The following is a 26,363-nucleotide window of genomic DNA, read 5'->3' on the forward strand; positions in this document are numbered from 1 at the left end:
CCGGCCGCCGTGGTCGCACCGGAGCGGCGCACTCGCGCCGACCTCATCGCCGCTGTCGCGATCGCGGTCGTCGTGGTGCTCGCCGCCGGTGCGATCTGGCTGCGGGGCGACGCCAGGGGCACCACCTCGATCACCGCGGAAACCCCTGCCACACCGGCAGATACGGCGCTGTCCATCCCGGAACGCGTCACCGAGATCTGGCGTGCCGACAGCTCCGCAACCGATCGTCCGGTCACCTCGGGCGGCGCCGTGGTGACCGCCGAGGAGGGCGCGGTCGTCGGTCGTGACCGTGACACCGGCGCGCAGCTGTGGAGCTACACCCGGGACCTGGCGCTGTGCGGGGTGATCGGGGCGTGGAACGCCGTCGTCTCGGTGTACCGGGACGCTCGAGGATGCGGGGCCGTCACCGAACTGCAGGGCTCGGACGGCTCCCGGGTCGCCCAGCGCAACAGCGACGCCGACGACGCCGTCACCCTGTCCGAGGACGGCACCTACGTCACCTCGCGGGGGATGCACCGGCTGGAGCTGTGGCGCTCCGATCTGGTCCGCACCCTCGAATTCGGCCGCGTCGACGCGCCGGTGAACCCCAACACCCAGCCCCGATCGGGCTGCGAGCTGCTCTCGTCGGCGTCGAGCAGCACCCGGCTCGCGGTGCTCGAGCGCTGCGCGGACGAGCCCGCCGACCGACTCAGCGTGCTGGCCCCCGCACCGAAGGACAACTCCGAACCGGACGAGTACGGCTCGAGCGTGCTGGCGGATCTCGACCCCGGCGTCACGGGCGCGAAGGTGCTCGCCGTGGCGGGCGAACGCAGCGCGGTGTACCTGCCCGCCGGGCCCACGACGGGGGCCAGGGTCGGGGTCTTCGACGGCTCCGGCAGCCTGATCGCCACGCATCCGGTGCCCGCCGACGTCTCCCCCGATTCCCGCGTGGTCAAGGTCGGCTCGGTGTACTCGTGGTGGACCGGTTCACGGATGATCGCTCTCGGCGCAACCGATTTCGCGCCACGGTGGACCGTCGAGGGCGCCATCGGTCCCGGCGCTCTGATGGCGGGCCAGATCCTGATCCCGGTCGAGGGCGCGATCGCCGTGCACGACCTGGCAACCGGCGGTGAGGTGCGTCGGATCGCCGTCGATCGCGCGGACGCCCAGGCGCCGATCACCAGCTCGGTGGTCGGGACGGTTCTGCTCGAGCAGCGCGGGGACGAGCTCGTCGCGCTGCGCTGACGGGCTCGCGCGCCCTCGATTCAGGAAGCGGGACTGAACGTCACGAGGTCCGCTCCGGTTTCCCAGTGCGCCACCAGTTGCTCGGCCAGCTCCCGGTACGCCAGCGCGCCCTTGTTGCGTCGGCCGGCGAGCACGGTCGCGCCCGAGGCGCTGGCCTCGGCGAACCGCACCGTGCGCGGGATCGGCGGCGCCAGCACGGGCATCTCGTAGCGGTCGGCCACGTCCGAGATCACGTCGCGACTGTGCGTGGTGCGGGCGTCGTACAGCGTCGGCAGCGCGCCGAGCAGCCGCAGGTCCGGGTTGGTGATCTGCTGCACCTCGCCGACGGTGCGCAACAACTGTCCGACACCACGATGCGCCAGCGTCTCGCATTGCAACGGCACCAGCACCGAATCGGCCGCGGTCAACCCGTTGAGGGTCAGGACGCCCAACGACGGCGGGCAGTCGATCAGCACGATGTCGAAGTCGTTGTCGAGCGTCGCCAGCGCGCGCTTGAGCGCGAACTCCCGGCCCGGCCGCATCAGCAGCACCGCTTCCGCGCCCGCGAGGTCGATCGTGGCCGGGACCAGGGAGATGCCCTCCTCGGTCTCGAGGATCACCTCACGCAGCGCCGCCTCGCCGGTGAGCACCTCGTGCACCGACGACTCGACCCGATCCGGGTTGTGGCCCAACGAGAACGTCAGACAGCCCTGGGGGTCCAGATCCACCACGAGCACCTTGCGTCCGAGCCCCGCAAGCGCGGCCCCGAGCGAGGCGACCGTCGTGGTCTTGGCGACCCCACCCTTTTGATTCGCCACAGCGAGCACAGTTGTCACCCGGTGATCTTTGCGCACTTCGACGGATGAGGCGAGCGCTCCGGTCGAGATCGCCCTGGCATCATTGCGGCATGAGTACCGCACGGCCCCGCATCGCCCTGGTCAGACACGGCGCGACGGAGTGGGCACTGAACGGCAGGCACACCGGCGGCACCGACATCCCGCTCACCGCGACGGGCGAGGACCAGGCGCGTGAGGCCGGGCGCCGGATCGCCCGGCTCGGCCTGCGCAACCCGCTGGTCCTGACCAGTCCGCGCAGCCGGGCCACCAGGACCGCGGAACTCGCCGGGCTCGAGCACGCCACCACGTGGGACGCGCTGGCCGAGTGGGACTACGGCCGGTACGAGGGCCTGACCACGCCCGAGATCCGCGAGATCGTGCCGGGCTGGACCGTGTGGTCGCACCCGTGCCCGGGCGGGGAGAGTGCCGAGTCGGTGGCGGCGCGGGCCGACATGGTCCTGTCCACCGCGTCGTCGCAACTCGACGAGCGCGACGTGATCCTCGTCGGCCACGGTCACTTCTCCCGCGCCCTGCTGGCGCGGTGGGCCGAGCTCCCGGTCGCGGAGGGCAGGCGCTTCGCGATGGACCCGGCGGCGATCTCCGTGCTCGGCTTCGATCGCGGTGTCCAGCAGATCAATTCACACAATGTCACCTGTTGACTCGATTCGAGAGCGAGCGATCATGATCCGGCGGGCCACCCCCGACGACGCCGCGGCCGTCACCGGCCTGATCTACGACCTGGCCGAGTACGAGAAGGCGCGGCACGAGTGCACCGTCACCGAGGGTCAGATCGCCACGGCGCTGTTCGGCGAGAACCCGTCGGCGTTCTGCCACGTTGCCGAGGAGGCCGGTGCCGTCGTCGGGATGGCGCTGTGGTTTCGCAACTTCTCCACCTGGGACGGCGTGCACGGGATCTACCTGGAGGACCTCTTCGTCAAGCCCGAGCGACGGGGCGCGGGCCACGGCAGGGCGCTGCTGGCCGCGCTGGCGAAGGAATGCGCCGACAACGGCTACAGCAGGCTCAGCTGGGCTGTGCTGGATTGGAACGCCCCGTCCATCGCGTTCTACGAGTCGCTCGATGCGACCGCGCAGGACGAGTGGACGACCTACCGACTGTCCGGCGACGCGCTGACCCGCCTCGCCGCGCAGGCGTAGCGGCTAGGGCGTGTCTCCCAATCCCTCTCGGATGCACCTGGCGAGACAATCGTCGTCCGGCAAGGCGGAGGAGAAGCCGATACCGCTGTTGTATCGGCGCCGACGACAACGCTGCAGGGCGGCGATTGGACGCCAGGGGCGCCGAAATGGGGATTGGGAGACATGCCCTAAGGCGCGTCCTGGCCGTACTCGTCGGCCATCCAGCGAGACGAGGGGGTGCTGAAGAGCAGCACCAGCGCGGCGATCACCACGGCCCCGAGCAGCACCCCGTACGCGGGCTGGTGGGAGTCGGTCAGCAGCGACCACGACACCGGGAGCAGCAGCAACTGGGCGACGACGGCGATCGTCCGTCCCCAGCGCCTGCCCATGATCAGCGCGATGCCCGCGGCCAGGACCGCGCCGCCGAGGATGGCGAACCACGCCGCGGTGCCGTACCCACTGGTCGCGGTCTGGTCGTGACCGAGCAGGCCGCGGATCAGCAGCACGGCCGCGATGCCGATGGCGACGGCACCCTGAAGGGTCACCAGCAGGCCGGCCCAACGGACCGGGGCGGGCGGGCGGGGGCGTGAGGGCTGTTCTGACACCGCGCCAGCCTATAGAACGCCAGGCCCCCGCTAGGGTGGTGTCCTGTGCGCGCGCTGCTGATCGTCAACCCGAATGCCACCTCGACGACCCCCGCGGCGCGTGATCTGCTCGCGCATGCCGTGTCGAGCCGAGTCCAGGTGCGGGTCGCGCACACCACCCATCGCGGTCACGCGGGCGAACTCGCCCGCCGGGCGGCCGTCGAGGGCATCGGCCTGATCGTCGTGCACGGCGGCGACGGCACGGTGAACGAGGTGATCAACGGACTGCTCGGCGCGCCACACCCGGATTCGATGAGCGAGGTCGCGATCGGGCCCATCCCGCTCATCGCCGTGGTGCCGGGCGGGTCGGCCAACGTGTTCGCCCGCTCGCTCGGCATCAGCGCGGACCCCGTGACGGCGACCAACCAGCTCATCGAACTGCTGGCGCTGCGCCAGAGCAGGCGGATCGGGCTCGCCCATTGCGACAACCGCTGGTTCACCTTCAACGCGGGCATGGGCCTCGACGCCCAGGTGTGCGAGGCGATCGACGCGAGCCGCGGCAACGGCCACACGGCGACGCCGTCGCGCTACGTCCGGACCGCCATCCGCGCCTTCTTCCGCAACCGGGGCACCGAACCGACGCTGACCGTCCAGGTGCCCGGCCACGACCCCGTCGAGGGCGTGCACTACGCCTTCGTGTCGAACTCCAGCCCGTGGACGTACCTGAACGACCGTCCCGTCCGGATCAACCCCGAGACCACGTTCAGCACCGGCCTCGGCGTCTTCGCGATGGCCACCATGGGGGTGCCGACAACCCTCAAGATCGTCCGGCAACTCCTCACGCCAGGCGCACAACCCAAGGGGCGCAACCTTTTTCGCGTCGATGACGTGCCGCGGGTGCGGATCACCTCGAGCACTCCGATCGCCCTGCAGATGGACGGCGACTACATCGGCATGCGCACCGACGTCGAGTTCGTCTCGGTCCCCGACGCGATCTCCGTCGTGGCGCCGAGCGGCGTCTGACACGTCGCCCCCCCCCGCTGCCGCCACCCTGCGCGATCGCCCCGAACATGAGAAAATGCCAAGAAATCTTACGGGACTAGTGCATTCTCGCCGCAACCGGGGTAGAAAGTAGCCCAGACCACATAGGGCAACCTAACAGAGTGAGTTACCCCACGAAGCGGTCTGAATCCATTGACATCCCGCTAGTTCGTGAAAGCATTCACAAGCAACAGCGCGGAAACAATTCACGCCGTGCGCATGAACTCAGCGATACGAAACGGTGCAGAACGCACCCGGTTAAGGAGCAGAAGGATGGACTGGCGCCACAACGCAATTTGTCGGGATGAAGACCCGGAATTGTTCTTCCCCGTGGGCAACAGCGGTCCGGCCATCGCTCAGATCGCGGACGCGAAGCTCGTGTGCAACCGGTGCCCCGTCACCGCCGACTGCCTGTCCTGGGCACTCGAGTCCGGCCAGGATGCAGGCGTCTGGGGCGGCATGAGCGAGGACGAGCGCCGCGCACTCAAGCGTCGCAACGCGCGCACCCGCGCCCGCACCACGGTCTAGCAACACAGCACCGTACGAACGGGCCCGGCACCACGGTGGTGCCGGGCCTCAGTCGTTCTCGGGGCAGGTTCGGCTACACCCGGTTGGCGCGACGCCCGAGCGGCACCCGCAGCGCCGCGTCCGTCCCGCCGCCGTCGGCGGGATGCAGGCCGAGCGACCCACCCAACTCGGCCGACACCAGGGTGCGGACGATCTGCAGGCCCAGGCGGTCGGACCGTTCCAGACTGAACCCGGGCGGCAGGCCGAGGCCGTCGTCGTGAATCACCACGTCCAGCCAGCGTGCGGACCGCTCGGCGCGCAGCGTCACGGTGCCCGCCTCCCCCGGCTCGAAGGCGTGCTCGATCGCGTTCTGCACCAGCTCGGTCAGGACCATGACCAACGGGGTGGCCCGTTCCGCCGGGAACACCCCCAGGCTGCCCTCGCGCCGGATCTGGACGGCACTGCCCACCATCGCGACGTCGGCCATGATCGGCACCAGCCGATCGACCACCTCGTCGAGGTTGACCTCCTCGTCCACCGACATCGAGAGGGTGTCGTGCACCAGCGCGATCGAGGTCACCCGGCGCACCGACTCGCTGAGCGCCTGACGCGCCTCGTCGTTGTTGGTCCGCCTGGCCTGCAGTCGCAGCAGGGCGGCGACGGTCTGCAGATTGTTCTTCACCCGGTGGTGGATCTCCCGGATCGTCGCGTCCTTGCTCAGCAGCGCGCGATCGCGGCGCTTGACCTCGGTGACGTCGCGGATGAGCACCGCCGCACCCGCCGGCTGGCCGCCCGGCCGCAGCACCAGGGTGCGCAGCAGCACGGTGGCCCCGCGCGCCTCCACCTCCATCCGCTTGCCCGCCTTGCCCGCGAGCGCGGCCCGGATGTCGTTGGCCACATCCTGCGAGTCGAACGGGTCGGTGACCAGGGTCCTGGTCACCGAGGCCAGGTCGCTGCCCGTCAGGGTCGTGGTCGTCAGGCCCATCCGGTGATAGGCCGAGAGGGCGTTCGGGCTGGCGTAGACCACGGTTCCGTCGGAGTCCAGCCGGATGAACCCGTCGCCCGCGCGCGGGCTGGAGAGGATCTCGCTGTGCTCCTCCGGGGTCGGGAACGTCCCCTCGCTGATCATCTGGCACAGGTCGGCGGCGCAGTCCAGGTACGCGACCTCGAGCGGGCTGGACTGCCGATGCTGGGTGGGGTTGGTGTCCCGGCTCAGGACGGCGATCACGTCCCCCGCACACCGGACGGGGATCGCCTCGCGGCGCACCGGCGTCCCCTCGCCGGGCGGCCCGTCCTCGACGCGGACGATCCGCCACTCCGTCAGCGCCTGCCGCACGTGCGGGTGCTCGGCGTCGGAGACCACCGTGCCGACGGCATCCTCCGCGAACGCGGTCGGGGCGGTGGTCGGCCGGCACTGGGCGACGCAGACCACCTCACCGTGACCGGCGGCCTCCGCGTTGCCGTTGTCCGCGCCCACCCACAGCAGCACGTCGGCGAACGACAGGTCGGCGAGCAGCTGCCACTCCCCGACCACCCGCTGCAGGTGGTCGACGGCGCCGCCCGGCAGGTCGGTGTGTTCGGCGAGGAGGTCGCTGAGGGTGGACATCGGTCAGTGGCGAAGCGGTCAGGAGATGACGGCGATGAGGTCGCCCTGCTGGATGACGTCGCCCACCGTGACATCCACCGAGGTCACGGTGCCGTTCACCTCGGCGAGCACCGGGATCTCCATCTTCATCGACTCCAGGATCACGAGGGTGTCGCCCTCGCGCACCTCGTCGCCTTCGGCGACAACCACCTGGAAGACGGTGGAAACCATCTCGGCACGGACGTCTTCTGCCATCGAGCACCTCGCTTGTGTAGACCTGCCAGTGGAAGTACAGCCAACCACACGTGGAAGAATGTCCCCGAGCGAGATCTGAGGGAAGGAGACAACCATGGGTAAGCGTGGTCGCAAGAAGCGCAGCCGCAAGGGCAACAAGGCCAACCACGGCAAGCGTCCCAACAGCTGACGCGTCGTAGACGAAGCCTCACACAGGGCCGGACACCTTCGGGTGTCCGGCCCTGTGTCGTATCCGGCAACGACCCGATTTTCCCTATTCGTCCCCCTGGTGGGCCACCACTCCCTACTATTGCGCCACGCGTCGGGGGACCAGTCGGTATGTTCTCAGCTTTGCCGGACACCGGCGAAGCCCTGCCCCGGCACGGAAACCAACCCAGTGGCACCGGGGGGAAGCCCGTCCGTGCCCGCCCGACAGGAGGCCCATGCAGTACTCCCACGACGCACATTCAGGCGCATCTCGCGGTAGCCAAACGAGCCGGCACCGAATCCCCCGAGCAGTCGCCATGACGGCAGCCACGGCCGCACTGGTTGTCGGCGGGTTCGTCACCGGCACCGGAAGCGCGGTAGCCGCCGACACCGGTTCCGCTGCAACCGGATCCACTTCCAGCGGATCCAGCGGAGTGGACCCCACCCTGAGTCGGTCCGCGACGATCACGCACGGCAATCTGTCGATCACTCGCGCGATCGTCGGCAACAACGTCGGCGTCGCAGGAGACACCGTGACGTACCGAACGACGTTCTCGGCCACGGACGGACCGGCACGGCAGGTGACGAGAATCTACGAGGCGGTCAACACGTCGTACGGGCGACCGCCGATGGGATTCAAGGAGGCGAACGTCACCTACACCGACCCCTCCGGTTCCGTTGTCACCGAGAAGGTCCCGTACGCCCCTGACGGCGCGGTCGGAGCATGGCCGGTCGACGCCGCGACCGGCACCACGGTGGTCTACGAGTCCACCTACCGGTTCAAGGACCCTTCTCTCGGCTTCGCGATCGGCTACGACTCCTACTGGCCAACGGAGAACATCGACAACTGGGTGTCGATCGACGCTACCGGCCTCGACACCCTGAAATGGTCCCCGACCGGCGTCACGGTGACCTGCCTCTACGGCTGCTCGAGCTACCTTTCGCTGCCCGCGATGGCGAACAACTTCGGTTCCAGCAATTAGACACCGGGCACACGCGAGGCCGGTACACCATGGGTGTGCCGGCCCTCGTTTCGTCAAACACCTGGCGGCCGATCCACTCATCAGAATCATTGGCGCGGATGGCTTTTGGTTAGACATTACGGCGAGATTCACCAATCCACCCCTCAGCTCGGACACCTGTCCATACGATGACGCGCATGCGGTCGGGGGGCACGCGAACCCTTTTCCCGACGCAATTCCGTCCGTCATCGAAAGGCAACCCGTGTCCCGCACTACTCTGTCCAACCGCGCATTCCGGCGCGTCGCGGCCGGCCTCGCCGCCACCGCGCTTCTGGCCGGCGGCCTCGTCGCCGGTGCAGGCAGCGCCGCGGCCCAAGGCTCCGCCGACGGCTTCGGCTCCGATGGCGGATCCGCCATCCTCGAAGGCACGCTGAACGGCGACGTCGACTGGGATTGGGAGCATTTCCCCGGCTCGTCGGGAAACCCGACAGCGTATGGTCCGATCGGCACATCGGCGACCGCAACCTTCGGCAACCTCGAGGTGACCAAGGCGATCATCGGCCGCGATGCCCGGGTCGCCGGCGAAACACTCACCTACCGCACCACGGTTACGACCGCCGACGGCTCCAACCGTGAGGTCACCCGGCTGCTCGCCATCGAACCCGGATCCCCCTTTGGCACCCTCGTCCCCGTTGATGGGTCCGCCAAAGTCAGCTACACGGCGGCGGACGGAACCCGGAAGACAGAGGCCGCCCACCCCACCTGGAACACATGGACGCTGCCGAGAGGCGAGACGCGATCCGGCTGGGAACTCTCGACAGCCGGTTGGCAGATCTCGGCCGCCAAGACCCTGGTCCTCGAGACGACCTACCGATGGAGAACCGATCGCGAGATCCTGATCGGCACCGGATGGGTAGAGGACAACATCGACACCGGTGTTGCGCTCGACGTCCCCGGCCTCGGGATCGTCGCCAAGCCGGACATGGGTATGCCCGTCAGCTGCTACAAGCGTTGTTCGACAAGCCGGGGCTTGTTCGGCAGCTGAACCACCGATCCCATCGACCTGATTCTCTGCGAGGGTGGCCACCTCGCCCCCGCCGAGTGCAACCCGATCGTCGGCAGCGTGAGCTACGGCAGCTGATCCGGCTTCCCGCCCGATCCTTCGATATCCCCCGCCCCGACATGAAGCGAGCCGCCCCGGAATTCTCTGGGGCGGCTCGCTTTTCGTATGTCCTGTGTCTACTCGGGGTCGACCCGGGTGATGATCGTGGTGCTCCGCAGCTGGATCTTCAGCCGCTCCCGCAGACCGTCCGGCGCGTGCTCCCCGCCGCACTTGCGGTTCACCAGCGACTTCACCTTCTCCTCGATGCCGTAGGCCTCGAAGCAGGAACCGCAGTCCTCCATGTGCCGCCGCAGCCGGGCGCGCGTCGTCTCGTCGCACTCGTTGTCGAGCATCAGCCACACGTCCGCGATCACCGCAGAGCAGTCCAACCGCTCGAACTCGTCCTGCTCGCTCACCGGGTCGCCTCCTGCTCCTGGGCCGCCGCCGCGGCGCCGCTCCGGTTGAATCCACGTTCTCGTGCCACATCGGCCAGCAGCCCGCGCAGCTGCTTGCGCCCGCGGTGCAGGCGCGACATCACGGTACCGATGGGCGTGCCCATGATCTCCGCGATCTCCTTGTACGGGAAGCCCTCGACGTCGGCGTAGTACACCGCCATCCGGAACTCCTCGGGCAGCTCCTGCAGGGCCGCCTTGATGTCGTCGTCGGGCAGCGAATCGAGGGCCTCCACCTCCGCGGACCGCAGTCCCTGCGAGGTGTGCTCGGCGGTGGCCGCGAGCTGCCAGTCGGTGATCTCGTCCGTCGGGTACTGCGCCGGCTGGCGCTGCTTCTTGCGGTACGAGTTGATGTAGGTGTTCGTCAGGATCCGGTACATCCAGGCCTTGAGGTTCGTGCCCTCCTTGAAGGACCGGAACGCCGAGTACGCCTTGATGTAGGTCTCCTGGACCAGGTCCTCCGCGTCGGCCGGGTTGCGCGTCATCCGCAGCGCAGCGCCGTAGAGCTGGTCCAACAGCGGGAGCGCGTCGCGCTCGAACCGCGCGGTCAGATCGCCGCTCGGCTCGTCCGTCGGTGGCTGATCGTTCTCGGGCCGGTCGTCAGGCACGCTGATCCCTTCGCTCGCCATAGGGATCAAGGCTACCGCTACCCGGTCGACGGGACTGCGGCCAGCGGGGCGCTCGAGGCACTGCACCGACACCTACGACTCCTTTCGAGATGGACCAACGTGCTGGGTGCAACGCCGGGTCGCCGCCAAGTGTTCCCACGACGTGGTCACGGCGTGTTCCCGGAGAACTAGAGTCGGCGCCATGGCCGGCACCTCCACCCCCGCGACGCAGGCGCTCACCAAGGGCAAGATCGCACACCGCGTGCACAGCTACCAGCACGATGCGAGCAGCTCCTCCTACGGCGCCGAGGCGGTCGACGCACTGGCCGCCGAGCTGGGCCTCGAGCCGGCGCAGATCCTCAAGACGCTGGTGATCAAGACCTCCGACGGCAAGCTCGCGGTCGCGGTGCTCCCGGTCCCCGAGAAGCTCTCCCTCAAGGCCGCGGCGGCCGCGCTGGGGTCGAGCAAAGCGGCGATGGCCGAACAGTCCGAGGCACAACGCTCCACCGGCTACGTGCTCGGCGGCATCTCCCCGCTCGGTCAGCGCAAGAAGCTGCCGACCGTGATAGACGCCTCCGCCGCCACTTGGGACCGGGTGCTGTGCAGCGCGGGCAGGCGCGGGCTGGAGATCGACCTGGCACCGGCCGACCTGATCCGGCTGACCGGTGCGGTGCTGGCACCGATCACGGCGGGCTGACCAGAAATACTCCGGGCCCGTCGTCGGTTGCACCACCGGGCACCTATGCCCGCGAGCAACAGTTGTCACCGAACGAAGGCGGTACCACCGTGACGGTCCCCTACTCCATTCTCGATCTGGCGCACATCGGCGAGGGCGAGACCGCCGGCGACAGTTTCCGGTCGAGCGTGGAGATGGCGCAACGCGCCGAGCAGTGGGGCTACCACCGGATCTGGTACGCCGAGCACCACAACATGCCGTCCATCGCCTCCTCGGCTACCAGCGTGCTCATCGCGCACATCGCCGCGAACACCCGGCGGATCCGTCTCGGCGCGGGCGGCATCATGCTGCCCAACCACGCGCCGCTGACCATCGCCGAGCAGTTCGGCACGCTCGCCGAGCTGCATCCCGGCCGGATCGACCTCGGGCTCGGTCGCGCGCCGGGCAGCGACCAGAAAACGATGCGGGCGTTGCGCCGCGACCCCAGCTCCGCGGAGTCCTTCCCCCAGGACGTGCTGGAACTGCAGGGCTACCTGACCGGCCCCTCCCGGATACCGGGGATCGAGGCAACGCCCGGCAGGGGCACCGGAGTCCCGCTGTACATCCTCGGTTCCTCGCTGTTCGGCGCCAAACTCGCCGCCGCACTGGGACTTCCGTACGCCTTCGCCTCGCATTTCGCACCGAATGCGCTGCTCGACGCGATCGCGATCTACCGGCGCGAGTTCCGGCCGTCCGCCCAGCTCGCCCAGCCGTACGTCATCGCCGCCGTCAACGTGATCGCGGCGGACACCCAGGACGAGGCGGACCGGCTGTTCCTCGAGACCAAGCGCAAACGTGTCGGGCTGTTCGTGGGCCGCGGCCGGACCTTCACCCCGGACGAGGCGGACATGATCCTCGAATCCCCCGCCGGCCAACAGGTCCTGCAGATGGTGCGGTACTCGGCGGTCGGCACGCCCACCGTGGTGCGCGACTACCTGGACCGCTTCGCGGAGGAGACCGCGGCGGACGAGCTGATGGTCGTCTCCTCGGCCACCGATCGGGCGGCCTGGCTGCGCTCGCTCGAGCTGGTCGCCGAGGTCAGCGGGCTGGTCACAACAGGGTGATCTGCTCGCCCACGCCGGACCCGGCCGGGCCCGCGGGCTCGATCAGTTCCGGGCCGTCGTTGCGGACGCTGTTCACCCTGTCCGACACCCGCCGGATCTCGATGCCCGCCGCGACCGCCGCGTCGATCGGATCGAGCAGGTCGTCGGGCGCGTCCGCATCGGGGTCGAGCCAGCGCTTCCACCGATCGGGCGTCAGGATCAGCGGCATCCGGTCGTGGATCGACTGCAGCTCGCCGACCGAGTCGGTGGTGAGGATCGTGACGCTGAGCAGTGGTGCGCTGTCGGCCTCCCGGTCCCGCCACACCGACCACAGGCCGGCCGCAAAGAGCCGTGAGCCATCCGCGGGCGACATGAAGTACGGCACCTTCGCCGCCTTGCCCGTCGCCGTCGGCTCCGTCAGCCACTCGTACCAGCCGTCCATCGGCACCAGCGCGCGCTTGGTCTTGAGCGCGCTGCGGAAGGCCGGCTTGGTGGCGGCGGTGTCGGCGCGGGCGTTGAACAGCGGCGCCCCCTTCGCGGGCACGCCCGGTGCGGCCGCCTTGGTCCACGACGGAAGCAGGCCCCACCGCATCCGGCGGATCCGGCGGACAGGAATGTCGTCGGGGTGCTCGTGCGAGTGCCTGCTCACCACGGCGAGCACCGGATCCGTCGGCGCCACGTTGTAGTTCTCGGTCGGTTCCCGCTCGCCCCCCGCGCCGGACGTCTCGTCGAGCGCGTCCAACTCGACCGCCAGCAGCGCCGGGTCGACCGTCGTCGCGTATCTGCCGCACATACGACCATTGTGTCTCCCACCACCGACACTCTGGGAAGATGGTGGACGTGAGTCTGTGGAAGGCGCCCGTCGCCGCATCGCCCGTGCACGCGTCCGTGACCCTGCCCGGGTCCAAGTCGATCACCAATCGGGCGCTGATCCTGGCCGCCCTCGCCTCGGGCCCGTCGACGATCACCGGCGCGCTCCGCAGCCGCGACACCGACCTGATGATCGATGCGCTGCGCGCCCTCGGCGCGCGGATCGACGGCGACGCCGGGGCCACCACCCTGCGCGTGGCCCCAGGCGATCTCGGTTCGGCCACGGTGGACTGCGGTCTGGCCGGAACCGTGATGCGCTTCCTGCCACCGCTGGCGGCGCTCTCCAACGGCGCCGTCGCGTTCGACGGCGACGAGCAGGCCCGCACCCGACCCCTGAACACGATCCTCGACGCGCTCCGCGGACTCGGTGTCGACATCGACGGGGACGGCCTGCCGTTCACCGTGAACGGGCACGGCCAGGTCTCCGGCGGGGTCGTGACCATCGACGCCTCCGGGTCATCCCAGTTCGTGTCCGGGCTGCTGCTGTCCGCCGCGCGGTTCGACCTGGGCGTCACCGTGCGCCACGAGGGCCGCTCGGTGCCCTCGATGCCGCACATCGACATGACCGTGGAGATGCTGCGGGAGGCGGGCGTCCGGGTCCAGACCCCCGGCGACGGGGGCGACGCCGACACCTGGCGGGTGTTCCCGGGACCTGTCGACGCGGTCGACTGGGTGATCGAACCCGACCTGTCCAACGCCACCCCGTTCCTCGCGGCGGCCGCGGTCACCGGCGGCTCGGTCGGCGTGCCGCTGTGGCCCGCCCGCACCACGCAGCCGGGCGATGCCATCCGCGGCATCCTCACAGACATGGGCGCCGACGTGTCGCTGGCGGATTCGACGCTGACCGTGCGGGGGCCGCGTAGCCTTCGTGGCATCGACGTGGACCTGCACGACATCGGCGAGCTGACCCCCACCGTCGCTGCCCTGGCGGCGTTGGCGGACGGCCCGTCCACGCTGCGCGGAATCGCCCACCTGCGAGGCCACGAGACCGACCGGCTCGCCGCCCTGCGCACCGAGATCAACAACCTCGGCGGCGCCGTCACCGAGACCGACGACGGCCTGCGAATCGAGCCGCGCCCGCTGCACGGCGGCGCGTGGCACTCCTACGCCGACCACCGGATGGCGACCGCGGGCGCGATCCTGGGCCTGGTGGTGCCGGGCGTGGAGATCGAGGACATAGGCACCACCGCCAAGACCCTGCCAGGGTTCGAGGCGCTCTGGGAGACGATGCTGAAGCCGAGCAGCGCCGAGCAGATCGGGGCGCCCTCCTGACTGCGCGCCGGTACGACGAGTCCGATGTCCGGGTCCGCCCGGGCAAGGGTTCGCGGCCGCGTACCAAGACCAGGCCGGAACACAAGAGCGCCGAGACCGCGATGGTCGTCTCCGTCGATCGCGGTCGCTGGGGCTGCGTGCTCGGCGACGATCCGGACCGACTGGTCGTCGCCATGCGCGCCCGCGAGCTCGGCCGGACGCCCATCGTCGTCGGCGATCAGGTCGGGGTGGTCGGCGACGTCTCCGGCCGCACCGACACGCTGGCGCGCATCGTGCGCGTCGAGGAGCGCTCGACGGTGTTGCGGAGAACGGCCGACGACACCGACCCGTTCGAGCGGATCGTGGTGGCCAACGCCTCCCAACTGCTGATCGTGGTCGCCCTCGCCGACCCGCCACCCCGCACCGGGTTCGTCGAGCGGGCGCTGGTCGCCGCCTACGTCGGCGGGCTCGCACCGATCCTCTGCCTGACCAAGGGCGATCTGGCCGACCATGCCGAGTTCGCCGCCGCCTTCGCCGATCTGGACGTGCCGGTCATCCTGGCGGGTCAGGACGACCCACTGCACGCCGCCCAGACCGCGCTCACCGGGAAGGTCACCGCACTGATCGGCCACTCGGGAGTCGGGAAGTCGACCCTCGTCAATCGTCTTGTGCCGGATGCCGATCGGGCCACCGGCGTGGTCTCGGGCGTCGGCAAGGGACGGCACACCTCGACCCAGTCGGTGGCCCTGCCGTTGCCCGACCCGTCAGGCGCAGGGCGCTCCGGGGGCTGGGTGATCGACACCCCGGGCATCCGTTCGTTCGGCCTGGCGCACATCTCGCCCGACGACGTCTTGGGTGCGTTCACCGACCTGGCCTCGGCCATCGAGGACTGCCCGCGGGGCTGCAGCCACCTGGGCCCGCCTGCCGACCCCGAGTGCGCGCTGGACCGCCTCGAGGGCGAGGCCGCGCGCCGGGTCGCCGCGGTGCGCTTGTTGCTGGTCGCGCTCAATTCCAACGAGGCCTGGTAACGGTTTCGATACCTCAGAAGGTCACGGTCGGGTCAACTCCCCTGTGAAATCCCAAGTTTGTAGTAACCGTGTTTTTACACTGTGTGGGCTCAACCTGATTCGAATCACCTCACGGTCAAGACACACCGGGATCAGCCGATCTCACCGGTCACGACACAAGGAGTTTCAAATGGGTAGTGAAGATTTGATCATCAATGCCGGATCGGCCATCTTAGGCGATCTCCGGAGCATCTTCGGGACGCTGATCGACACCGGCTCCGCATTGGCCGGGTCCGCCGACTGAGCTCGCCCGATCCGGGTGGGTGCGCGGTCCCCCAGGACGGCGCACCCACCCGGACATCAGCCGGCCGCGCGTGAGAACAATCCCCGCACGGACCGACGCTTCTTCGCCTCGCGGATCGCCGTCCGCAACCCACGACTGCGCCCGGTGACCGGATCGACCGTCAGTACCGCCGGGGTTCCCTCCCACCGACGCTCCGAGGCCGTCTCCGGCGCATCGTCGACCGTGTCGCGCAGGTACTTGTTGGGCAGCGACAGCTTGGCGATCGTGCGCCAGGCCTTCGCGTACTGAACCAGCAGCGGGCCGGTGGTGTAGGGCAGGTCGTACTTGTCGCAGAGCTCCCGCACCCGCACCGCGATCTCGGCGTACCGGTTCGACGGCAGGTCGGGGAAGATGTGGTGCTCGATCTGGTAGCTGAGGTTGCCGGTCATGAAGTCCATCACCGGGCCGCCGCTGATGTTGGCGCTGCCGAGCATCTGCCGCAGGTACCACTGAGCCTGGGTCTCGTTGTCGACATCGTCCTTGGTGAACTTCTCGGCACCGTCCGGGAAGTGCCCGCAGAAGATCACGGCGTTCGTCCACACGTTGCGGATCACGTTCGCGGTCAGGTTCGCGGTCATCGTCGACTTCCACGCCTTGCCGGTCAGGGCCGGGAACAGGACGTAGTCCTTGACGACCTGCTTGCCGACCTTCTCACCGACCTCGCGCAGCTTGCGCCTGGTCTCGGCCCGGTCGTCGCGGCCCTTCGCGACCTTGCCGAGCTCGACGTGCTGCGCGGCGATGCCGAACTCGAAGAACAGCGCGAGCAGGGTGTTGTAGGCGAGGTTGCCGGCGTTGAACGGCTTCCACCGCTGGTCCCGGGTGACGCGGAGCAGGCCGTATCCCACGTCGTCGTCCATGCCGAGAATGTTGGTGTACTTGTGGTGCAGGTAGTTGTGCGTCTGCTTCCAGTGCGCGGAGGGCCCGACGACGTCCCATTCCCAGGTGCTCGAGTGCACCTCGGGATCGTTCATCCAGTCCCACTGGCCGTGCATGACGTTGTGGCCGAGCTCCATGTTCTCGATGATCTTCGCCGTGCCGAGCAGTCCGGCACCCAGCAGCCACAACGGGCGCTTGCGGCTGCCGAAGAGGACGGCCCGGCCCGCGACCTCGAGGCCGCGCTGGAGGCGGATGGTGTTGCGCAGGTAGCGGGCATCGCGCTCGCCGCGCGACGCCTCGATGTCACGACGGATCGCATCCAACTCAATCCCGAGCGCTTCCACATCCGCCTCGGTAAGGTGCGCGTATTCCTTGACGTCCGCAATCGCCATTCCGGCTCTCCCCGCAGTCGATCAGTTCCTCAGTTCCGACCTACCGTACCGTAAGTTACGGCTCCGTAGGTTACATGAATCAAGGGTGTGATCCAACTCACGGCGAGACTCAGCGACGGCGCTGATTCACTGGCGCCGCCCGACTAGCGACGACGCTGAATCACCGGCGCCGCCCGGCTAGCGACGACGATCTCGCAGCTCGCGCAGCGCCGACCTCAGGCCACTGCGCCTGCCGGTGACCGGGTCGACCCGAAGCGGATTCAGCGAACCCTCGGAGCGGAACTTACGCTCCGAACTGGTCTCCGGCGCGTCATCCGCGGTGGCCGTCAGAAACCGATCCGGCAGGGCCAGTTTGTGAATCGTCCGCAGCGCCAACAGATACTGCCGCGCCAGCGAGCCCGTCGTGTACGGCAGGTCGTACTTGTCGCACAGCGCCTGGACCCGGACCGACACCTCACGAAGCCGGTTGCTCGGCAGATCCGGAAACAGGTGATGCTCGATCTGGAAGCTGAGGTTGCCGCTCATGAACGCCATCACCCGGCCGGCCTTGAAGTTGGCGCTGCCGAGCATCTGCCGCAGGTACCACTCCGCCTTCGTCTCGTGGCGGTACTGCTCGACGGTGAACTTCTCCGCACCGTCCGGGAAATGGCCGCAGAAGATCACCGCGTACGCCCACAGGTTCCTGGCGAGGTTCGCGGTCGCGTTCGCGGTCAACGTGTGCTTCCACGCCGGACCCGTCAGCGCCGGGAACAGCACGAAGTCCTTGGCGACCTGCTTGGCGGCCTTCGCGTAGAACTCCCGGTTCAGCTGGTCGACGTTGGCGCCGCCGCGCTTCTCGTCCTCGGCCTTGGCGTTCCCCAGGTCGTGCAGCGCGATGCCCCACTCGAAGGTCGTTGCGAGCAGCACGTTCGCCGCGGGCTGCAGCAGGTTGATCGGTCGCCACTGCTCGTCGCGGGTCATCCGGAGGATCCCGAATCCCACGTCGTCGTCCATCCCGACGATGTTGGTGTACGTGTGGTGCGAGTAGTTGTGCGCGCGCTTCCACTGCGAAGTCGGACCGGTCATGTCCCACTCCCACGTCGTGGAGTGGATCTCCGGATCGTTCATCCAGTCCCACTGGCCGTGCACCACGTTGTGGCCCAGCTCCATGTTCTCGATGCACTTGGCCAGGGCCAGCATGGTGGTGCCGGCGAACCAGGCAGGCCGGTACTTGCTGCCGAACAGGGTCAGCCGGCCACCGACCTCCAGAACGCGCTGGAGCCGGATGACATTGCGGATGTACCGCGCATCGCGCTCGCCGCGCGAATCCTCGACGTCGCGTCGGATCTCGTCGAGTTCGCGCCCGAGCGCCTCGATGTCGGCTTCGGTGAGGTGTGAGAATTCTTTGATGTCCGTGATGGCCATCAGGGCCCTCCGATGGGGATAGATAGATTGCCTGCGGAGGCCCCCGCGGCGTATCCGATGCCGACAACGATAGCCGACATTGGTGAACAGGAAGCGGCGACGAATCTAGAGATCAAAGGTGCAGTCACCCGCCGCCGAGGCAATACAGGTCTGCACCCTCTCCCCCTCGCCGTGTTCACGGCCGGACCGCAGGTCCCGGGTGTGACCGGCGACGAGCGGGACCACGCAGGTCTGGCAGATACCCATCCGGCATCCGAACGGCATCTGGACGCCGACCTTCTCGCCTGCCTCGAGCAGCGTGGTCGCGCCGTCGATCTCGATGCTGCGGCCCGTCTTGGTGAAGGTCACCGTGCCGCCCTGCCCGGCATCGTCCGCGCGCGAGATCGCGAACCGTTCGGTGTGCAGCCGGTCGGCGAGACCTTCCTCGTGCCAGACCCTTTCGATCTCGTCGAGCATCGGCGCCGGCCCGCACGCCCAGGTCTGCCGCTCCCGCCAGTCCGGGTACAACGCGTCCAGGTCCGCCAGCCGGAACCGGCCACCGGTCCGCGTGTGCTGAACCTTGGAGACGAAGTTCGGATGCGACTCGTGCAGCTCCGCCAGCTCCTCGCCGAACATCACGTCCTCGGCCGTGGGCGCGGAGTGCACGTGCACCACGTTCGGCAGCTCGTCGCGACGCACCATCGCGCGCAACATCGCCATCACGGGCGTGATGCCACTGCCCGCGGTGAGGAACAGGATCTTCTCCGGCGGCGGCTCGGGAAGAGCGAAGTTGCCCTGCGGCGCGGCCAGCCGGATCACCGTCCCCGAGGGGACGCCGTTGATCAGGTGGCTCGACAGCTTGCCCTCGGGCATCGCCTTGACCGCGATCGAGATCCGCTTCTTCTCCCAGTTCGGCGGGGAGGTCAGCGAGTAGGAACGCCAGTGGAAACGGCCGTCCACGAGCAGCCCGATGCCGATGTACTGGCCCGGCTGGTAGTCGAAATCGAAGCCCCACCCCGGCTTGATCACCAGGGTCGCCGAGTCCGCGGTCTCCTTGCGGACCTCGATCACCTTGCCGCGTAGCTCACGCGCCGACCACAGCGGGTTCGCCAGGTGCAGGAAGTCGTCCGGCAACAGGGGCGTGGTCACCCGCGTCACCGCCCCGCGCAGCATGTTCAGCTTCGGCCGGCGGGGCGCCGAGATGTCGGCAGCAGGCGCCTCGAGCCAGTTCCTCAAACCCATCAACAATCCATCCACTCGCGTAGGTTACGGAACCGTAGGTTACCTACCCGGGTGCCCCGCTGTCACGTGGACCGTCACATCAGATCGAGCAGGAACGCCAGCTCCTGGGTGGCGTACCAGGCCAGCTCGTGGTCCTCGGCGTCACCGAGCACGAACTCGGCATCCACATCGCCCAGATCGGCCGCGTCGATCGCCTCGACGGCCTTGGCGATCGCCGACTCCGCCTCCGCCAGATCGACGTGGACGGACGCCACCTCGGCCAGGGTCACCGGCGCCGCCAACCGCACCACGGCGTCATCGAGATCGGGCCGGAGCTTCACCTCGTCCACATCGGCGGCGATGACCGCACGGCGATAGACGGGCGCCCCGCCTTCCTCACCCTTGTCGTCGCCCTCCGCGGCCAGCAGTCGCAGCGAGGCGCGTGCCGCCTCGGTCATCGCGACCTCGGCCAACTCCTCATCGTCACCCGAGGCGTACGCCTCGCGCAGTGCCGGGGTGACCGCGAAGGCGGTGCGGCTCACCGGGTCGAACTCCTGATCCGCGACCAACCGCTGCAGCATGGTGACGGTCGCCGGGATGTAGACCCTCATGCGCAATCCTCAATTACTGGCATCCAACAGCTCCTCGAGCGACTCGTACAGAAGCGCCGTCACCACATCCACATCGGACATCGCATCGCGGTCGGCATTCAAACCGTAGTAGACGTGACCGTCATATGACGTCAGGCCGACGCTGAGCGTCTGATTCTTCAGCAGCGGCGACACCGGGTACATCTCGAGCACCTTCGCCCCGCCCAGGTACAGCGGGGTCTGCGGGCCGGGGGCGTTGGTGATCATCAGGTTGAACACCCGTTGCGACAGCCCGCTCGCCACCCGCAGCCCCATGGCGTGCAGGGTCGCGGGCGCGAGTCCGGACATCCGGGCCAGCGGCAACGCGGCCGAGCGACTCTGCTTCGCGTGCGCCTCCGTCGAGTGCGCGATGTGCGAGAGCCGGACGACCGGGTTCAACTCGCCCACCGGCAAGTCGACCAGGAACGAAGACACACCCCGCTCGGCGACGCCGGAATCGACCGCCATCGGCACCAGGGCGCGCACCGTCGTGAACGCGGTGACAGGTTCACCACGGGACAGCAGCCAGTTCCGCAGCGCCCCGGTCAGCACCGCCAGAATCGCGTCGTTGACCGTGCACGAGTACTTGTCACGGATGGACCGGTAGTCCGCGAGCTTCGTCTTCGCCACGGCAAAACGCCGGTTCCTGGAGATCGGGGCGTTCAACGGGCTGGTCGGCGCGGTGTGCGCGGCCGTCCGCACCACGGCGGCGATGTTGCCGGCCACCTCGGTGGCCGTACCGATCAGGTCACCCACGGCCATCCGGAGGGTGGCCGCACCCTCGCTCGGGCGCGCGACCATCTCCGCGACCGCATCGAGCACCAATTCCGCCTCGCGCGGTTCGCGGCGGGGCATCCACAGTTCCTCGGTGGCGGGCGGCGGGGTCTTCGTGGGGTCGAGCAGCACCTGGCCGATCTCGAGCGCGTGCTCGCCGTCGACCAGGGAGGAGTGCGACTTGGTGAAGATCGCGACCCGGTTCTTCGACAGGCCCTCCACCAGGTACATCTCCCACAGCGGCCGCGACCGATCCAGTGGTCGCGATGTCAGCCGCGCCACCAGGTCGTGCAGCTGCTCGTCGGACCCCGGCTTCGGCAGCGCCGAGCGCCGGACGTGATAGGTGATGTCGAAGTCCCGGTCGTCCACCCACACGGGCCGTGCCAGGCCGAAGGCCACCTCCCGCACCCGCTGCCGATACCGCGGCACCTGGGAAAGCCGGGTCTCGACGCGGGTCAGCAGGTCCTCGTAGTCGAGACCCGCCCGGGGCGGCTGCAGGATCACCAGCGAACCGAGGTGCATCGGGGTGTTGCTGGCCTCGAGGAAGTAGAACGAGGCGTCGAGGGTGGTCAGCCTGTTCACCATTGCGCCTGCGCCCCCTGCCCGAGATCGAAGAGTATCCGCAGCTCCCTCGCCGTGGTCTCGGGATCCACGTGGTGCACCCCGACCATCCCGGACGCGGCGGCGCCGCGGACGTTGACCGCGAGATCGTCGACGAACACGCAGTCCGCGGCCGTCAGTCCGAGCCGCTCCGCGGTCAGCCGGTAGATGCGTGGGTCGGGCTTGGCGAATCCGACATCGCCGGAGAGCACCACCTCGTCGACCAGTTCGCCTGCGCCGAGCCCGCGCAGGTCCGCGGCGGCCGGGCCCCCCGGATCGTTGCTGAGGATGGCCGTCCGGACGCCGGCCGCGCGTAACGCCCCGATGATCGCGGTCAATCCCGCCCGGTCCGAGCCCGTCCCGGCCAGCACGCCGCCGAAGTCCACCACCAACCCTCGCATCCGCCCACCCTATGGCTCCGGGAGCGTCCGCGCGCGATGAGGATCGCGAGAACCCGCGCGCCGCATCCCGATCCGTGCGATCCTTCAGACCGTCCGGCCTCTCCTCGGACTCGGCACCGCCCTCACGGCGGCTCGTCACGAGCCGCCCGGTCGAGACAGGAGATGTCCCTCATGCGTGAGCCCTCGAGGTTCCTGACCCAGGCCCCGCCGTGCGAACCACCCGTGGCGGGGCGGTCGGAGTCGCGGGCCACCGCGCACCGCGCACCCACCCGGTCGCCGCACAGCGGGCGCTCACCCCTCCGGAACCACGGCCCCGCGCGGCCACCCGCAGAGGCACTCACGGTCGACCCCGAGGCCAGGCGATCGGCGGAGCACGCGTTGCGGGTCACGCTCGAGGTGCTCGACCGCCGCCGTCCTCCCGCACAGCTTCGACCGCTGCTGGCCCCGTCGCTGGCGGGCCTCGTCGGCACGTTGTCCCGGCAACCCGTCCCGGCCCGCCGACTCGGCGTCGCCTGCCTGCAGCGAGTGCACCTACGAGCGAGCGACGCCGACACCGTCGAGGTGTTCGGCAGCTACTCCCGCGGGCAGCGGATGTTCGCAGTGGCGGCTCGCCTCGAACGCACGCCAGCCGCCGGGATTGCGCCTCCGGGTCACTCCGCAGGCTCCGCTCCCCCTCCCGGCGGCTGGCGTGTCACATCGCTACAGATCGGCTGAGCCGATCACTTCTTGCGCTTGGCCCGTCCGGCCTGTCGGCGCTCGCGCCGGGAACCCTCCCCCGCGCCCGCGGCGGTCCGGCGGACCTGGGCCTTGCCGTCCTCGGCGGGACCCGAATAGGTCAGCCTGGTCTCCTCGGAGGCATCGAGCCCCTTCGCACGCAACGCGGCCGGGGCCGCCGGGGCGGCCGGTGCCGCGGGCTCCTCGGTCGGCAACGCGGCGGGCGCCTGACGGGCAGCCGTCGCGGCGGCGGTCCAACCCGAATGCGCCGGCTCGGCGGCCGGTGCGGCCTCGACCTGCAGGTTGAACAGGAACCCGACCGACTCCTCCTTGAGCCCGTCCAGCATCGCGGTGAACATGTCGTAGCCCTCGCGCTGGTACTCGACCAGCGGGTCACGCTGGGCCATCGCCCGCAGGCCGATGCCCTCCTTGAGGTAGTCCATCTCGTAGAGGTGCTCGCGCCACTTGCGGTCGAGCACCGAGAGCAGCACCCGACGCTCGAGCTCGCGCATGCCGTTCTCGCCCGCGATCTCGTCGATCTGCCGCTCGCGCGCGTCGTAGGCCGCCCGCACGTCCGCGAGCAGCGCCTCGCGCAACTCCTCCCGGGTGAGGTCGCCGCGCTCGCCCACCTCGGTCACGCCGGTCAGCTCGACGTGATCGATGCCGACCGGGTAGAGCGTGCGCAACGCGGTCCAGAGCTGCTCGAGGTCCCAGTCCTCGACATAGCCCTCGGTGGTGGCTCCGTCGACATACGCGGTCACCACGTCGGTGATCATGCCCTCGACCTGGCCCTCCATGTCCTCACCCTCGAGGATCTGGCGGCGCTCGGCGTAGATGACCGTGCGCTGCTGGTTCATCACCTCGTCGTACTTGAGGACGTTCTTGCGGATCTCGAAGTTCTGCTGCTCGACCTGTGTCTGCGCGCTCTTGATGGCCTTGGAGACCATCTTCGCCTCGATCGGCACATCGTCCGGCAGGTTGAGGCGGGTCATGATCGACTCGAGCGCAGCGCCGTTGAACCGTCGCATCAACTCGTCGCCGAGCGACAGGTAGAAGCGGGACTCGCCCGGGTCGCCCTGACGGCCGGAACGGCCTCGGAGCTGGTTGTCGATGCGTCGGGACTCGTGCCGCTCGGTGCCGAGCACGTACAGTCCGCCCACCTCGCGCACGTTCTCCGCGTCGGCCTTGGACTGGGCCTTGACCTCCTCGAGGGCGGGCTCCCACGCGGCCTCGTACTCGTCGGGGGTCTCGATCGGGTCCAGCCCCTGCTTACGCAGGTGCAGGTCGGCAAGGATGTCGGGGTTGCCGCCGAGCACGACGTCGGTGCCACGGCCTGCCATGTTGGTGGCCACGGTGACCGCGCCAGTGCGGCCCGCCTCGGCGACGATGGTCGCCTCCTGCTCGTGGAACTTCGCGTTGAGGACGTTGTGTGCGACGCCGCGCTTGGTGAACTGCTTCGACAGGTACTCGGAGCGCTCGACGCTGGTGGTGCCGATGAGGACCGGCTGGCCCTTCTGGTGGCGCTCGACCACATCGTCGACGACGGCGGCGAACTTCGCCTCCTCGGTCTTGTAGATCAGGTCGCCCTGGTCGACGCGGACCATCGGACGGTTGGTCGGGATCGGGATCACGCCGAGCCCGTAGGTCTGATGCAGCTCGGCGGCCTCGGTCTCGGCGGTGCCGGTCATGCCCGAGAGCTTGTCGTAGAGGCGGAAGTAGTTCTGCAGGGTGATCGTGGCGAGCGTCTGGTTCTCGGCCTTGATCTCGACCTTTTCCTTGGCCTCGATGGCCTGGTGCATGCCCTCGTTGTAGCGGCGGCCGACCAGGATTCGTCCGGTGAACTCGTCGACGATGATGACCTCGCCGTCCCGGACGATGTAGTCCTTGTCCTTCTGGTAGAGCTCCTTGGCCTTGACCGCGTTGTTCAGGTAGCTGACCAGCGGTGAGTTCGCGGCCTCGTAGAGGTTGTCGATACCGAGCTGATCCTCGACCAGTTCGACGCCCGCCTCGTGCACACCGACCGTGCGCTTCTTGATGTCCACCTCGTAGTGCACGTCGCGCTTGAGCAGCGGCGCGATCCGGGCGAACTCGCCGTACCACTTCGACGACGCATCGGCGGGTCCCGAGATGATCAGCGGGGTGCGCGCCTCGTCGATGAGGATCGAGTCGACCTCGTCGACGATGGCGAAATTGTGCCCGCGCTGGACGAGGTCGTCGAGCGAGTGCGTCATGTTGTCGCGCAGGTAGTCGAAACCGAACTCGTTGTTGGTGCCGTAGGTGATGTCGGCGGCGTACGCCGTGCGCCGTTCGGCAGGGGTCATCCCCGACAGGATCACGCTGGTCTCGAGACCGAGGAAACGGTGCACGCGGCCCATCCACTCGGAGTCTCGCTTGGCCAGGTAGTCGTTGACGGTGACCACGTGCACGCCGTCGCCGGCGATCGCGTTGAGGTAGGCCGGGAGCACACAGGTCAGGGTCTTGCCCTCACCGGTCTTCATCTCGGCCACGTTCCCGAAGTGCAGGGCCGCCCCGCCCATGACCTGCACGGTGTAGTGCTTCTGACCGAGGACCCGCCAGGAGGCCTCCCGCGCGACCGCGAACGCCTCGGGCAGCAGCTCGTCGAGGGTCTCCCCGCCCACGTACCGCTCCTTGAACTCCGCGGTCTTCGCGTGGAGCTGGGCGTCGGACAGGGTTTCCACGTCGGACGAGAGGGTGGATACGTGCTCGGCGATGTGCTTGAGCCGCTTGACCATGCGACCTTCACCAACACGGAGCAGCTTCGACAGCGACAACGACGGCACGGGCTTAAACGTCCTCAATCCTCGGCGGGCAGGTGGTGTACACGGTGGAGCCGGTCGGGAGAGTTCTCCCCCGACCGGCTCCCATGGTAGGCGCTAACTCAATTGACCGGGATCAGGCCAGTCGGATGAGGCCATAGTCGAAGGCGTGCCGTCGGTAGACCACCGACGGTCGATCCGACTCCTTGTCGTGGAACAGGAAGAAGTCGTGGCCGACCAGTTCCATCTCGTACAGGGCGTCATCGACACTCATAGGCGCCGCGGTGTGCACCTTGGTCCTCACGACCTGGCCCGGGCCGTCGGGGGGCGCGGTCTCGGATTCGAGTGACACGTCGGGCGATATCGCGAGGGACTCGTCCTCGGCCAGGGCCGCGGTGGCCTCTGCCACCGAGACCGGGGTCTTGTCGCCGTAGTGGACGCGGCGCCGATCCTTGGTGCGGCGCAGTCTGCTCTCCAGCTTGGCGGTGACACCCTCGAATGCCGCATAGAAACTGTCGGCGGTGGCCTCAGCCCTGACAACAGGGCCCTTGCCCCTGGCAGTGATCTCGACGCGCTGGCAGCTCTTGGCCTGCCGTCGATTGCGCTCGTGATAGAGCTCCACGTCGAAGAGGTAGATCGTGGGGTCGAAGCGTTCGAGTCGAGCCAGCTTCTCTGCGACATATACACGGAAGTGGTCGGGGACCTCGACATTGCGGCCCTTCACCACAATGTCGGCGCTGGGGCCCTCGGGCTGCCCGACCGAGTCCGTCTCTTCTTCGAAAAAAACCGAGGCTTTTGAAGGGGTCGTCACGGTACCTCCAGGTTACGGCCGAGTCACCGCGGTGACGGTCGGCGGGTGATCTGCGTCGGGAGGGGACCGCCCGGCGCCAGGTTCGGGGTATCACCTCCCAC

General features: G+C 68.8%; 28 protein-coding genes. 13 read left to right on the forward strand and 15 right to left on the reverse strand.

Annotation, left to right across the window (positions count from 1 at the left end):
* Nucleotides 1-9: 9 nt before the first annotated feature.
* Entirely contained in the window at nt 10-1,224 is a 1,215-nt protein-coding gene (locus ACFQS9_RS06400) for an Rv3212 family protein (protein ID WP_378402632.1), read from the forward strand.
* 20 nt (nt 1,225-1,244) lie between these two features.
* Here the strand turns inward: ACFQS9_RS06400 and ACFQS9_RS06405 are convergent, their stop codons facing one another.
* Nucleotides 1,245-2,039: a ParA family protein gene (locus tag ACFQS9_RS06405; RefSeq protein WP_378402634.1), complete on the reverse strand. Its 795-nt coding sequence runs from the start codon at nt 2,037-2,039 to the stop codon at nt 1,245-1,247.
* A 71-nt stretch (nt 2,040-2,110) separates the two neighbouring features.
* On the opposite strand from ACFQS9_RS06405, the gene ACFQS9_RS06410 reads away from it, so the two are divergent.
* A complete protein-coding gene (locus tag ACFQS9_RS06410; RefSeq protein ID WP_378402636.1) occupies nt 2,111-2,698 on the forward strand; it encodes an acid phosphatase in 588 nt (195 codons plus the stop codon).
* A gap of 22 nt (nt 2,699-2,720) precedes the next feature.
* The gene (locus tag ACFQS9_RS06415) at nt 2,721-3,194 is read left to right on the forward strand and encodes a GNAT family N-acetyltransferase (RefSeq protein WP_378402639.1); all 474 of its coding nucleotides are present in this window, start codon (nt 2,721-2,723) and stop codon (nt 3,192-3,194) included.
* 167 nt (nt 3,195-3,361) lie between these two features.
* On the opposite strand, the gene ACFQS9_RS06420 is transcribed toward ACFQS9_RS06415, so the two are convergent.
* On the reverse strand, nt 3,362-3,778 hold the full coding sequence (locus ACFQS9_RS06420; protein WP_378402642.1) for a hypothetical protein: 417 nt from the start codon (nt 3,776-3,778) through the stop codon (nt 3,362-3,364).
* A gap of 45 nt (nt 3,779-3,823) precedes the next feature.
* Between ACFQS9_RS06420 and ACFQS9_RS06425 the strand changes: the two genes are divergently transcribed.
* Together ACFQS9_RS06425 and ACFQS9_RS06430 are read left to right on the forward strand one after the other, a co-directional pair.
* Nucleotides 3,824-4,780 (forward strand): diacylglycerol/lipid kinase family protein, encoded by a 957-nt coding sequence (locus ACFQS9_RS06425; RefSeq protein WP_378402644.1) that lies wholly within the window; start codon nt 3,824-3,826, stop codon nt 4,778-4,780.
* Between the two features lie 291 nt (nt 4,781-5,071).
* On the forward strand, nt 5,072-5,326 hold the full coding sequence (locus ACFQS9_RS06430) for a WhiB family transcriptional regulator (RefSeq protein WP_027500159.1): 255 nt from the start codon (nt 5,072-5,074) through the stop codon (nt 5,324-5,326).
* Between the two features lie 73 nt (nt 5,327-5,399).
* On the opposite strand, the gene ACFQS9_RS06435 is transcribed toward ACFQS9_RS06430, so the two are convergent.
* Both ACFQS9_RS06435 and ACFQS9_RS06440 read right to left on the reverse strand, forming a co-directional pair.
* Complete coding sequence (locus ACFQS9_RS06435; protein ID WP_378402646.1) at nt 5,400-6,911, reverse strand: sensor histidine kinase; 1,512 nt, start codon at nt 6,909-6,911, stop codon at nt 5,400-5,402.
* An 18-nt stretch (nt 6,912-6,929) separates the two neighbouring features.
* Nucleotides 6,930-7,145, reverse strand: a complete 216-nt coding sequence (locus ACFQS9_RS06440) for a biotin/lipoyl-binding carrier protein (RefSeq protein ID WP_378402648.1) — start codon at nt 7,143-7,145, stop codon at nt 6,930-6,932.
* A 94-nt stretch (nt 7,146-7,239) separates the two neighbouring features.
* Between ACFQS9_RS06440 and ACFQS9_RS06445 the strand changes: the two genes are divergently transcribed.
* The 3 genes from ACFQS9_RS06445 (at nt 7,240) to ACFQS9_RS06455 (ending at nt 9,338) form a co-directional block, all read left to right on the forward strand.
* Entirely contained in the window at nt 7,240-7,314 is a 75-nt protein-coding gene (locus tag ACFQS9_RS06445) for a 50S ribosomal protein bL37 (RefSeq protein ID WP_115967926.1), read from the forward strand.
* 334 nt (nt 7,315-7,648) lie between these two features.
* On the forward strand, nt 7,649-8,314 hold the full coding sequence (locus ACFQS9_RS06450) for a hypothetical protein (protein WP_378402650.1): 666 nt from the start codon (nt 7,649-7,651) through the stop codon (nt 8,312-8,314).
* A gap of 241 nt (nt 8,315-8,555) precedes the next feature.
* Complete coding sequence (locus ACFQS9_RS06455; protein WP_378402652.1) at nt 8,556-9,338, forward strand: hypothetical protein; 783 nt, start codon at nt 8,556-8,558, stop codon at nt 9,336-9,338.
* A gap of 194 nt (nt 9,339-9,532) precedes the next feature.
* Here the strand turns inward: ACFQS9_RS06455 and rsrA are convergent, their stop codons facing one another.
* On the reverse strand, nt 9,533-9,811 hold the full coding sequence (gene rsrA, locus ACFQS9_RS06460; RefSeq protein ID WP_378402654.1) for a mycothiol system anti-sigma-R factor: 279 nt from the start codon (nt 9,809-9,811) through the stop codon (nt 9,533-9,535).
* Complete coding sequence (locus ACFQS9_RS06465; RefSeq protein ID WP_378402656.1) at nt 9,808-10,476, reverse strand: sigma-70 family RNA polymerase sigma factor; 669 nt, start codon at nt 10,474-10,476, stop codon at nt 9,808-9,810. The genes rsrA and ACFQS9_RS06465 overlap by 4 nt, the downstream gene beginning before the upstream one ends.
* A 181-nt stretch (nt 10,477-10,657) precedes the next feature.
* Between ACFQS9_RS06465 and ybaK the strand changes: the two genes are divergently transcribed.
* Both ybaK and ACFQS9_RS06475 read left to right on the forward strand, forming a co-directional pair.
* Nucleotides 10,658-11,152 (forward strand): Cys-tRNA(Pro) deacylase, encoded by a 495-nt coding sequence (ybaK, locus tag ACFQS9_RS06470; RefSeq protein ID WP_378402658.1) that lies wholly within the window; start codon nt 10,658-10,660, stop codon nt 11,150-11,152.
* Between the two features lie 89 nt (nt 11,153-11,241).
* A complete protein-coding gene (locus ACFQS9_RS06475) occupies nt 11,242-12,234 on the forward strand; it encodes an LLM class flavin-dependent oxidoreductase (protein WP_378402660.1) in 993 nt (330 codons plus the stop codon).
* Here ACFQS9_RS06475 and ACFQS9_RS06480 read toward each other — a convergent pair.
* A complete protein-coding gene (locus tag ACFQS9_RS06480; RefSeq protein ID WP_378402662.1) occupies nt 12,221-13,006 on the reverse strand; it encodes an SOS response-associated peptidase in 786 nt (261 codons plus the stop codon). The genes ACFQS9_RS06475 and ACFQS9_RS06480 overlap by 14 nt on opposite strands.
* Nucleotides 13,007-13,044: 38 nt before the next feature.
* Here ACFQS9_RS06480 and aroA point away from each other — a divergent pair, with 38 nt between their 5' ends.
* On the forward strand, nt 13,045-14,355 hold the full coding sequence (gene aroA / locus ACFQS9_RS06485) for a 3-phosphoshikimate 1-carboxyvinyltransferase (RefSeq protein ID WP_378402664.1): 1,311 nt from the start codon (nt 13,045-13,047) through the stop codon (nt 14,353-14,355).
* A complete protein-coding gene (rsgA, locus tag ACFQS9_RS06490; RefSeq protein ID WP_378403195.1) occupies nt 14,352-15,362 on the forward strand; it encodes a ribosome small subunit-dependent GTPase A in 1,011 nt (336 codons plus the stop codon). Before aroA ends, rsgA begins: the two co-directional genes overlap by 4 nt.
* Nucleotides 15,363-15,701: 339 nt before the next feature.
* Here rsgA and ACFQS9_RS06495 read toward each other — a convergent pair whose 3' ends face one another.
* From ACFQS9_RS06495 to ACFQS9_RS06520, 6 genes are all read right to left on the reverse strand, one after another.
* Nucleotides 15,702-16,952: a fatty acid desaturase family protein gene (locus ACFQS9_RS06495; protein ID WP_378402666.1), complete on the reverse strand. Its 1,251-nt coding sequence runs from the start codon at nt 16,950-16,952 to the stop codon at nt 15,702-15,704.
* Nucleotides 16,953-17,129: 177 nt separating this feature from the next.
* Nucleotides 17,130-18,356, reverse strand: a complete 1,227-nt coding sequence (locus ACFQS9_RS06500) for a fatty acid desaturase family protein (RefSeq protein WP_378402668.1) — start codon at nt 18,354-18,356, stop codon at nt 17,130-17,132.
* Between the two features lie 105 nt (nt 18,357-18,461).
* On the reverse strand, nt 18,462-19,577 hold the full coding sequence (locus tag ACFQS9_RS06505; protein WP_378402670.1) for a ferredoxin reductase: 1,116 nt from the start codon (nt 19,575-19,577) through the stop codon (nt 18,462-18,464).
* Nucleotides 19,578-19,651: 74 nt separating this feature from the next.
* A complete protein-coding gene (locus ACFQS9_RS06510) occupies nt 19,652-20,167 on the reverse strand; it encodes a DUF6912 family protein (protein WP_378402671.1) in 516 nt (171 codons plus the stop codon).
* A 9-nt stretch (nt 20,168-20,176) separates the two neighbouring features.
* Nucleotides 20,177-21,544 (reverse strand): WS/DGAT/MGAT family O-acyltransferase, encoded by a 1,368-nt coding sequence (locus ACFQS9_RS06515; protein ID WP_378402673.1) that lies wholly within the window; start codon nt 21,542-21,544, stop codon nt 20,177-20,179.
* Nucleotides 21,538-21,960 (reverse strand): HAD-IA family hydrolase, encoded by a 423-nt coding sequence (locus tag ACFQS9_RS06520; RefSeq protein ID WP_378402675.1) that lies wholly within the window; start codon nt 21,958-21,960, stop codon nt 21,538-21,540. The genes ACFQS9_RS06515 and ACFQS9_RS06520 overlap by 7 nt, the downstream gene beginning before the upstream one ends.
* Before the next feature lie 171 nt (nt 21,961-22,131).
* Here ACFQS9_RS06520 and ACFQS9_RS06525 point away from each other — a divergent pair, with 171 nt between their 5' ends.
* On the forward strand, nt 22,132-22,674 hold the full coding sequence (locus ACFQS9_RS06525) for an Rv3235 family protein (RefSeq protein ID WP_378402677.1): 543 nt from the start codon (nt 22,132-22,134) through the stop codon (nt 22,672-22,674).
* Nucleotides 22,675-22,679: 5 nt separating this feature from the next.
* Here ACFQS9_RS06525 and secA read toward each other — a convergent pair whose 3' ends face one another.
* Together secA and hpf are read right to left on the reverse strand one after the other, a co-directional pair.
* Nucleotides 22,680-25,475: a preprotein translocase subunit SecA gene (gene secA, locus ACFQS9_RS06530; protein WP_378402679.1), complete on the reverse strand. Its 2,796-nt coding sequence runs from the start codon at nt 25,473-25,475 to the stop codon at nt 22,680-22,682.
* Between the two features lie 112 nt (nt 25,476-25,587).
* Complete coding sequence (hpf, locus tag ACFQS9_RS06535) at nt 25,588-26,262, reverse strand: ribosome hibernation-promoting factor, HPF/YfiA family (protein ID WP_378402681.1); 675 nt, start codon at nt 26,260-26,262, stop codon at nt 25,588-25,590.
* Between the last annotated feature and the right edge of the window lie 101 nt (nt 26,263-26,363).

The organism is Rhodococcus daqingensis, from assembly GCF_042665615.1.
GTDB classification, from domain to species: Bacteria; Actinomycetota; Actinomycetes; order Mycobacteriales; family Mycobacteriaceae; genus Rhodococcus_G; species Rhodococcus_G daqingensis.

What these genes read in the sequence shown, in the direction of transcription:
- ACFQS9_RS06410 (WP_378402636.1), top strand. Translation starts at nt 2,111, where the DNA reads ATGAGTACCGCACGGCCCCGCATCGCCCTGGTCAGACACGGCGCGACG.
- ACFQS9_RS06415 (WP_378402639.1), top strand. Translation starts at nt 2,721, where the DNA reads ATGATCCGGCGGGCCACCCCCGACGACGCCGCGGCCGTCACCGGCCTG.
- ACFQS9_RS06430 (WP_027500159.1), top strand. Translation starts at nt 5,072, where the DNA reads ATGGACTGGCGCCACAACGCAATTTGTCGGGATGAAGACCCGGAATTG.
- ACFQS9_RS06435 (WP_378402646.1), bottom strand. Translation starts at nt 6,911, where the DNA reads ATGTCCACCCTCAGCGACCTCCTCGCCGAACACACCGACCTGCCGGGC.
- ACFQS9_RS06440 (WP_378402648.1), bottom strand. Translation starts at nt 7,145, where the DNA reads ATGGCAGAAGACGTCCGTGCCGAGATGGTTTCCACCGTCTTCCAGGTG.
- ACFQS9_RS06450 (WP_378402650.1), top strand. Translation starts at nt 7,649, where the DNA reads ATGACGGCAGCCACGGCCGCACTGGTTGTCGGCGGGTTCGTCACCGGC.
- ACFQS9_RS06465 (WP_378402656.1), bottom strand. Translation starts at nt 10,476, where the DNA reads ATGGCGAGCGAAGGGATCAGCGTGCCTGACGACCGGCCCGAGAACGAT.
- ybaK (WP_378402658.1), top strand. Translation starts at nt 10,658, where the DNA reads ATGGCCGGCACCTCCACCCCCGCGACGCAGGCGCTCACCAAGGGCAAG.
- ACFQS9_RS06480 (WP_378402662.1), bottom strand. Translation starts at nt 13,006, where the DNA reads ATGTGCGGCAGATACGCGACGACGGTCGACCCGGCGCTGCTGGCGGTC.
- aroA (WP_378402664.1), top strand. Translation starts at nt 13,045, where the DNA reads ATGGTGGACGTGAGTCTGTGGAAGGCGCCCGTCGCCGCATCGCCCGTG.
- ACFQS9_RS06495 (WP_378402666.1), bottom strand. Translation starts at nt 16,952, where the DNA reads ATGGCGATTGCGGACGTCAAGGAATACGCGCACCTTACCGAGGCGGAT.
- ACFQS9_RS06500 (WP_378402668.1), bottom strand. Translation starts at nt 18,356, where the DNA reads ATGGCCATCACGGACATCAAAGAATTCTCACACCTCACCGAAGCCGAC.
- ACFQS9_RS06505 (WP_378402670.1), bottom strand. Translation starts at nt 19,577, where the DNA reads ATGGGTTTGAGGAACTGGCTCGAGGCGCCTGCTGCCGACATCTCGGCG.
- ACFQS9_RS06510 (WP_378402671.1), bottom strand. Translation starts at nt 20,167, where the DNA reads ATGAGGGTCTACATCCCGGCGACCGTCACCATGCTGCAGCGGTTGGTC.
- ACFQS9_RS06515 (WP_378402673.1), bottom strand. Translation starts at nt 21,544, where the DNA reads ATGGTGAACAGGCTGACCACCCTCGACGCCTCGTTCTACTTCCTCGAG.
- ACFQS9_RS06520 (WP_378402675.1), bottom strand. Translation starts at nt 21,960, where the DNA reads ATGCGAGGGTTGGTGGTGGACTTCGGCGGCGTGCTGGCCGGGACGGGC.
- ACFQS9_RS06525 (WP_378402677.1), top strand. Translation starts at nt 22,132, where the DNA reads ATGCGTGAGCCCTCGAGGTTCCTGACCCAGGCCCCGCCGTGCGAACCA.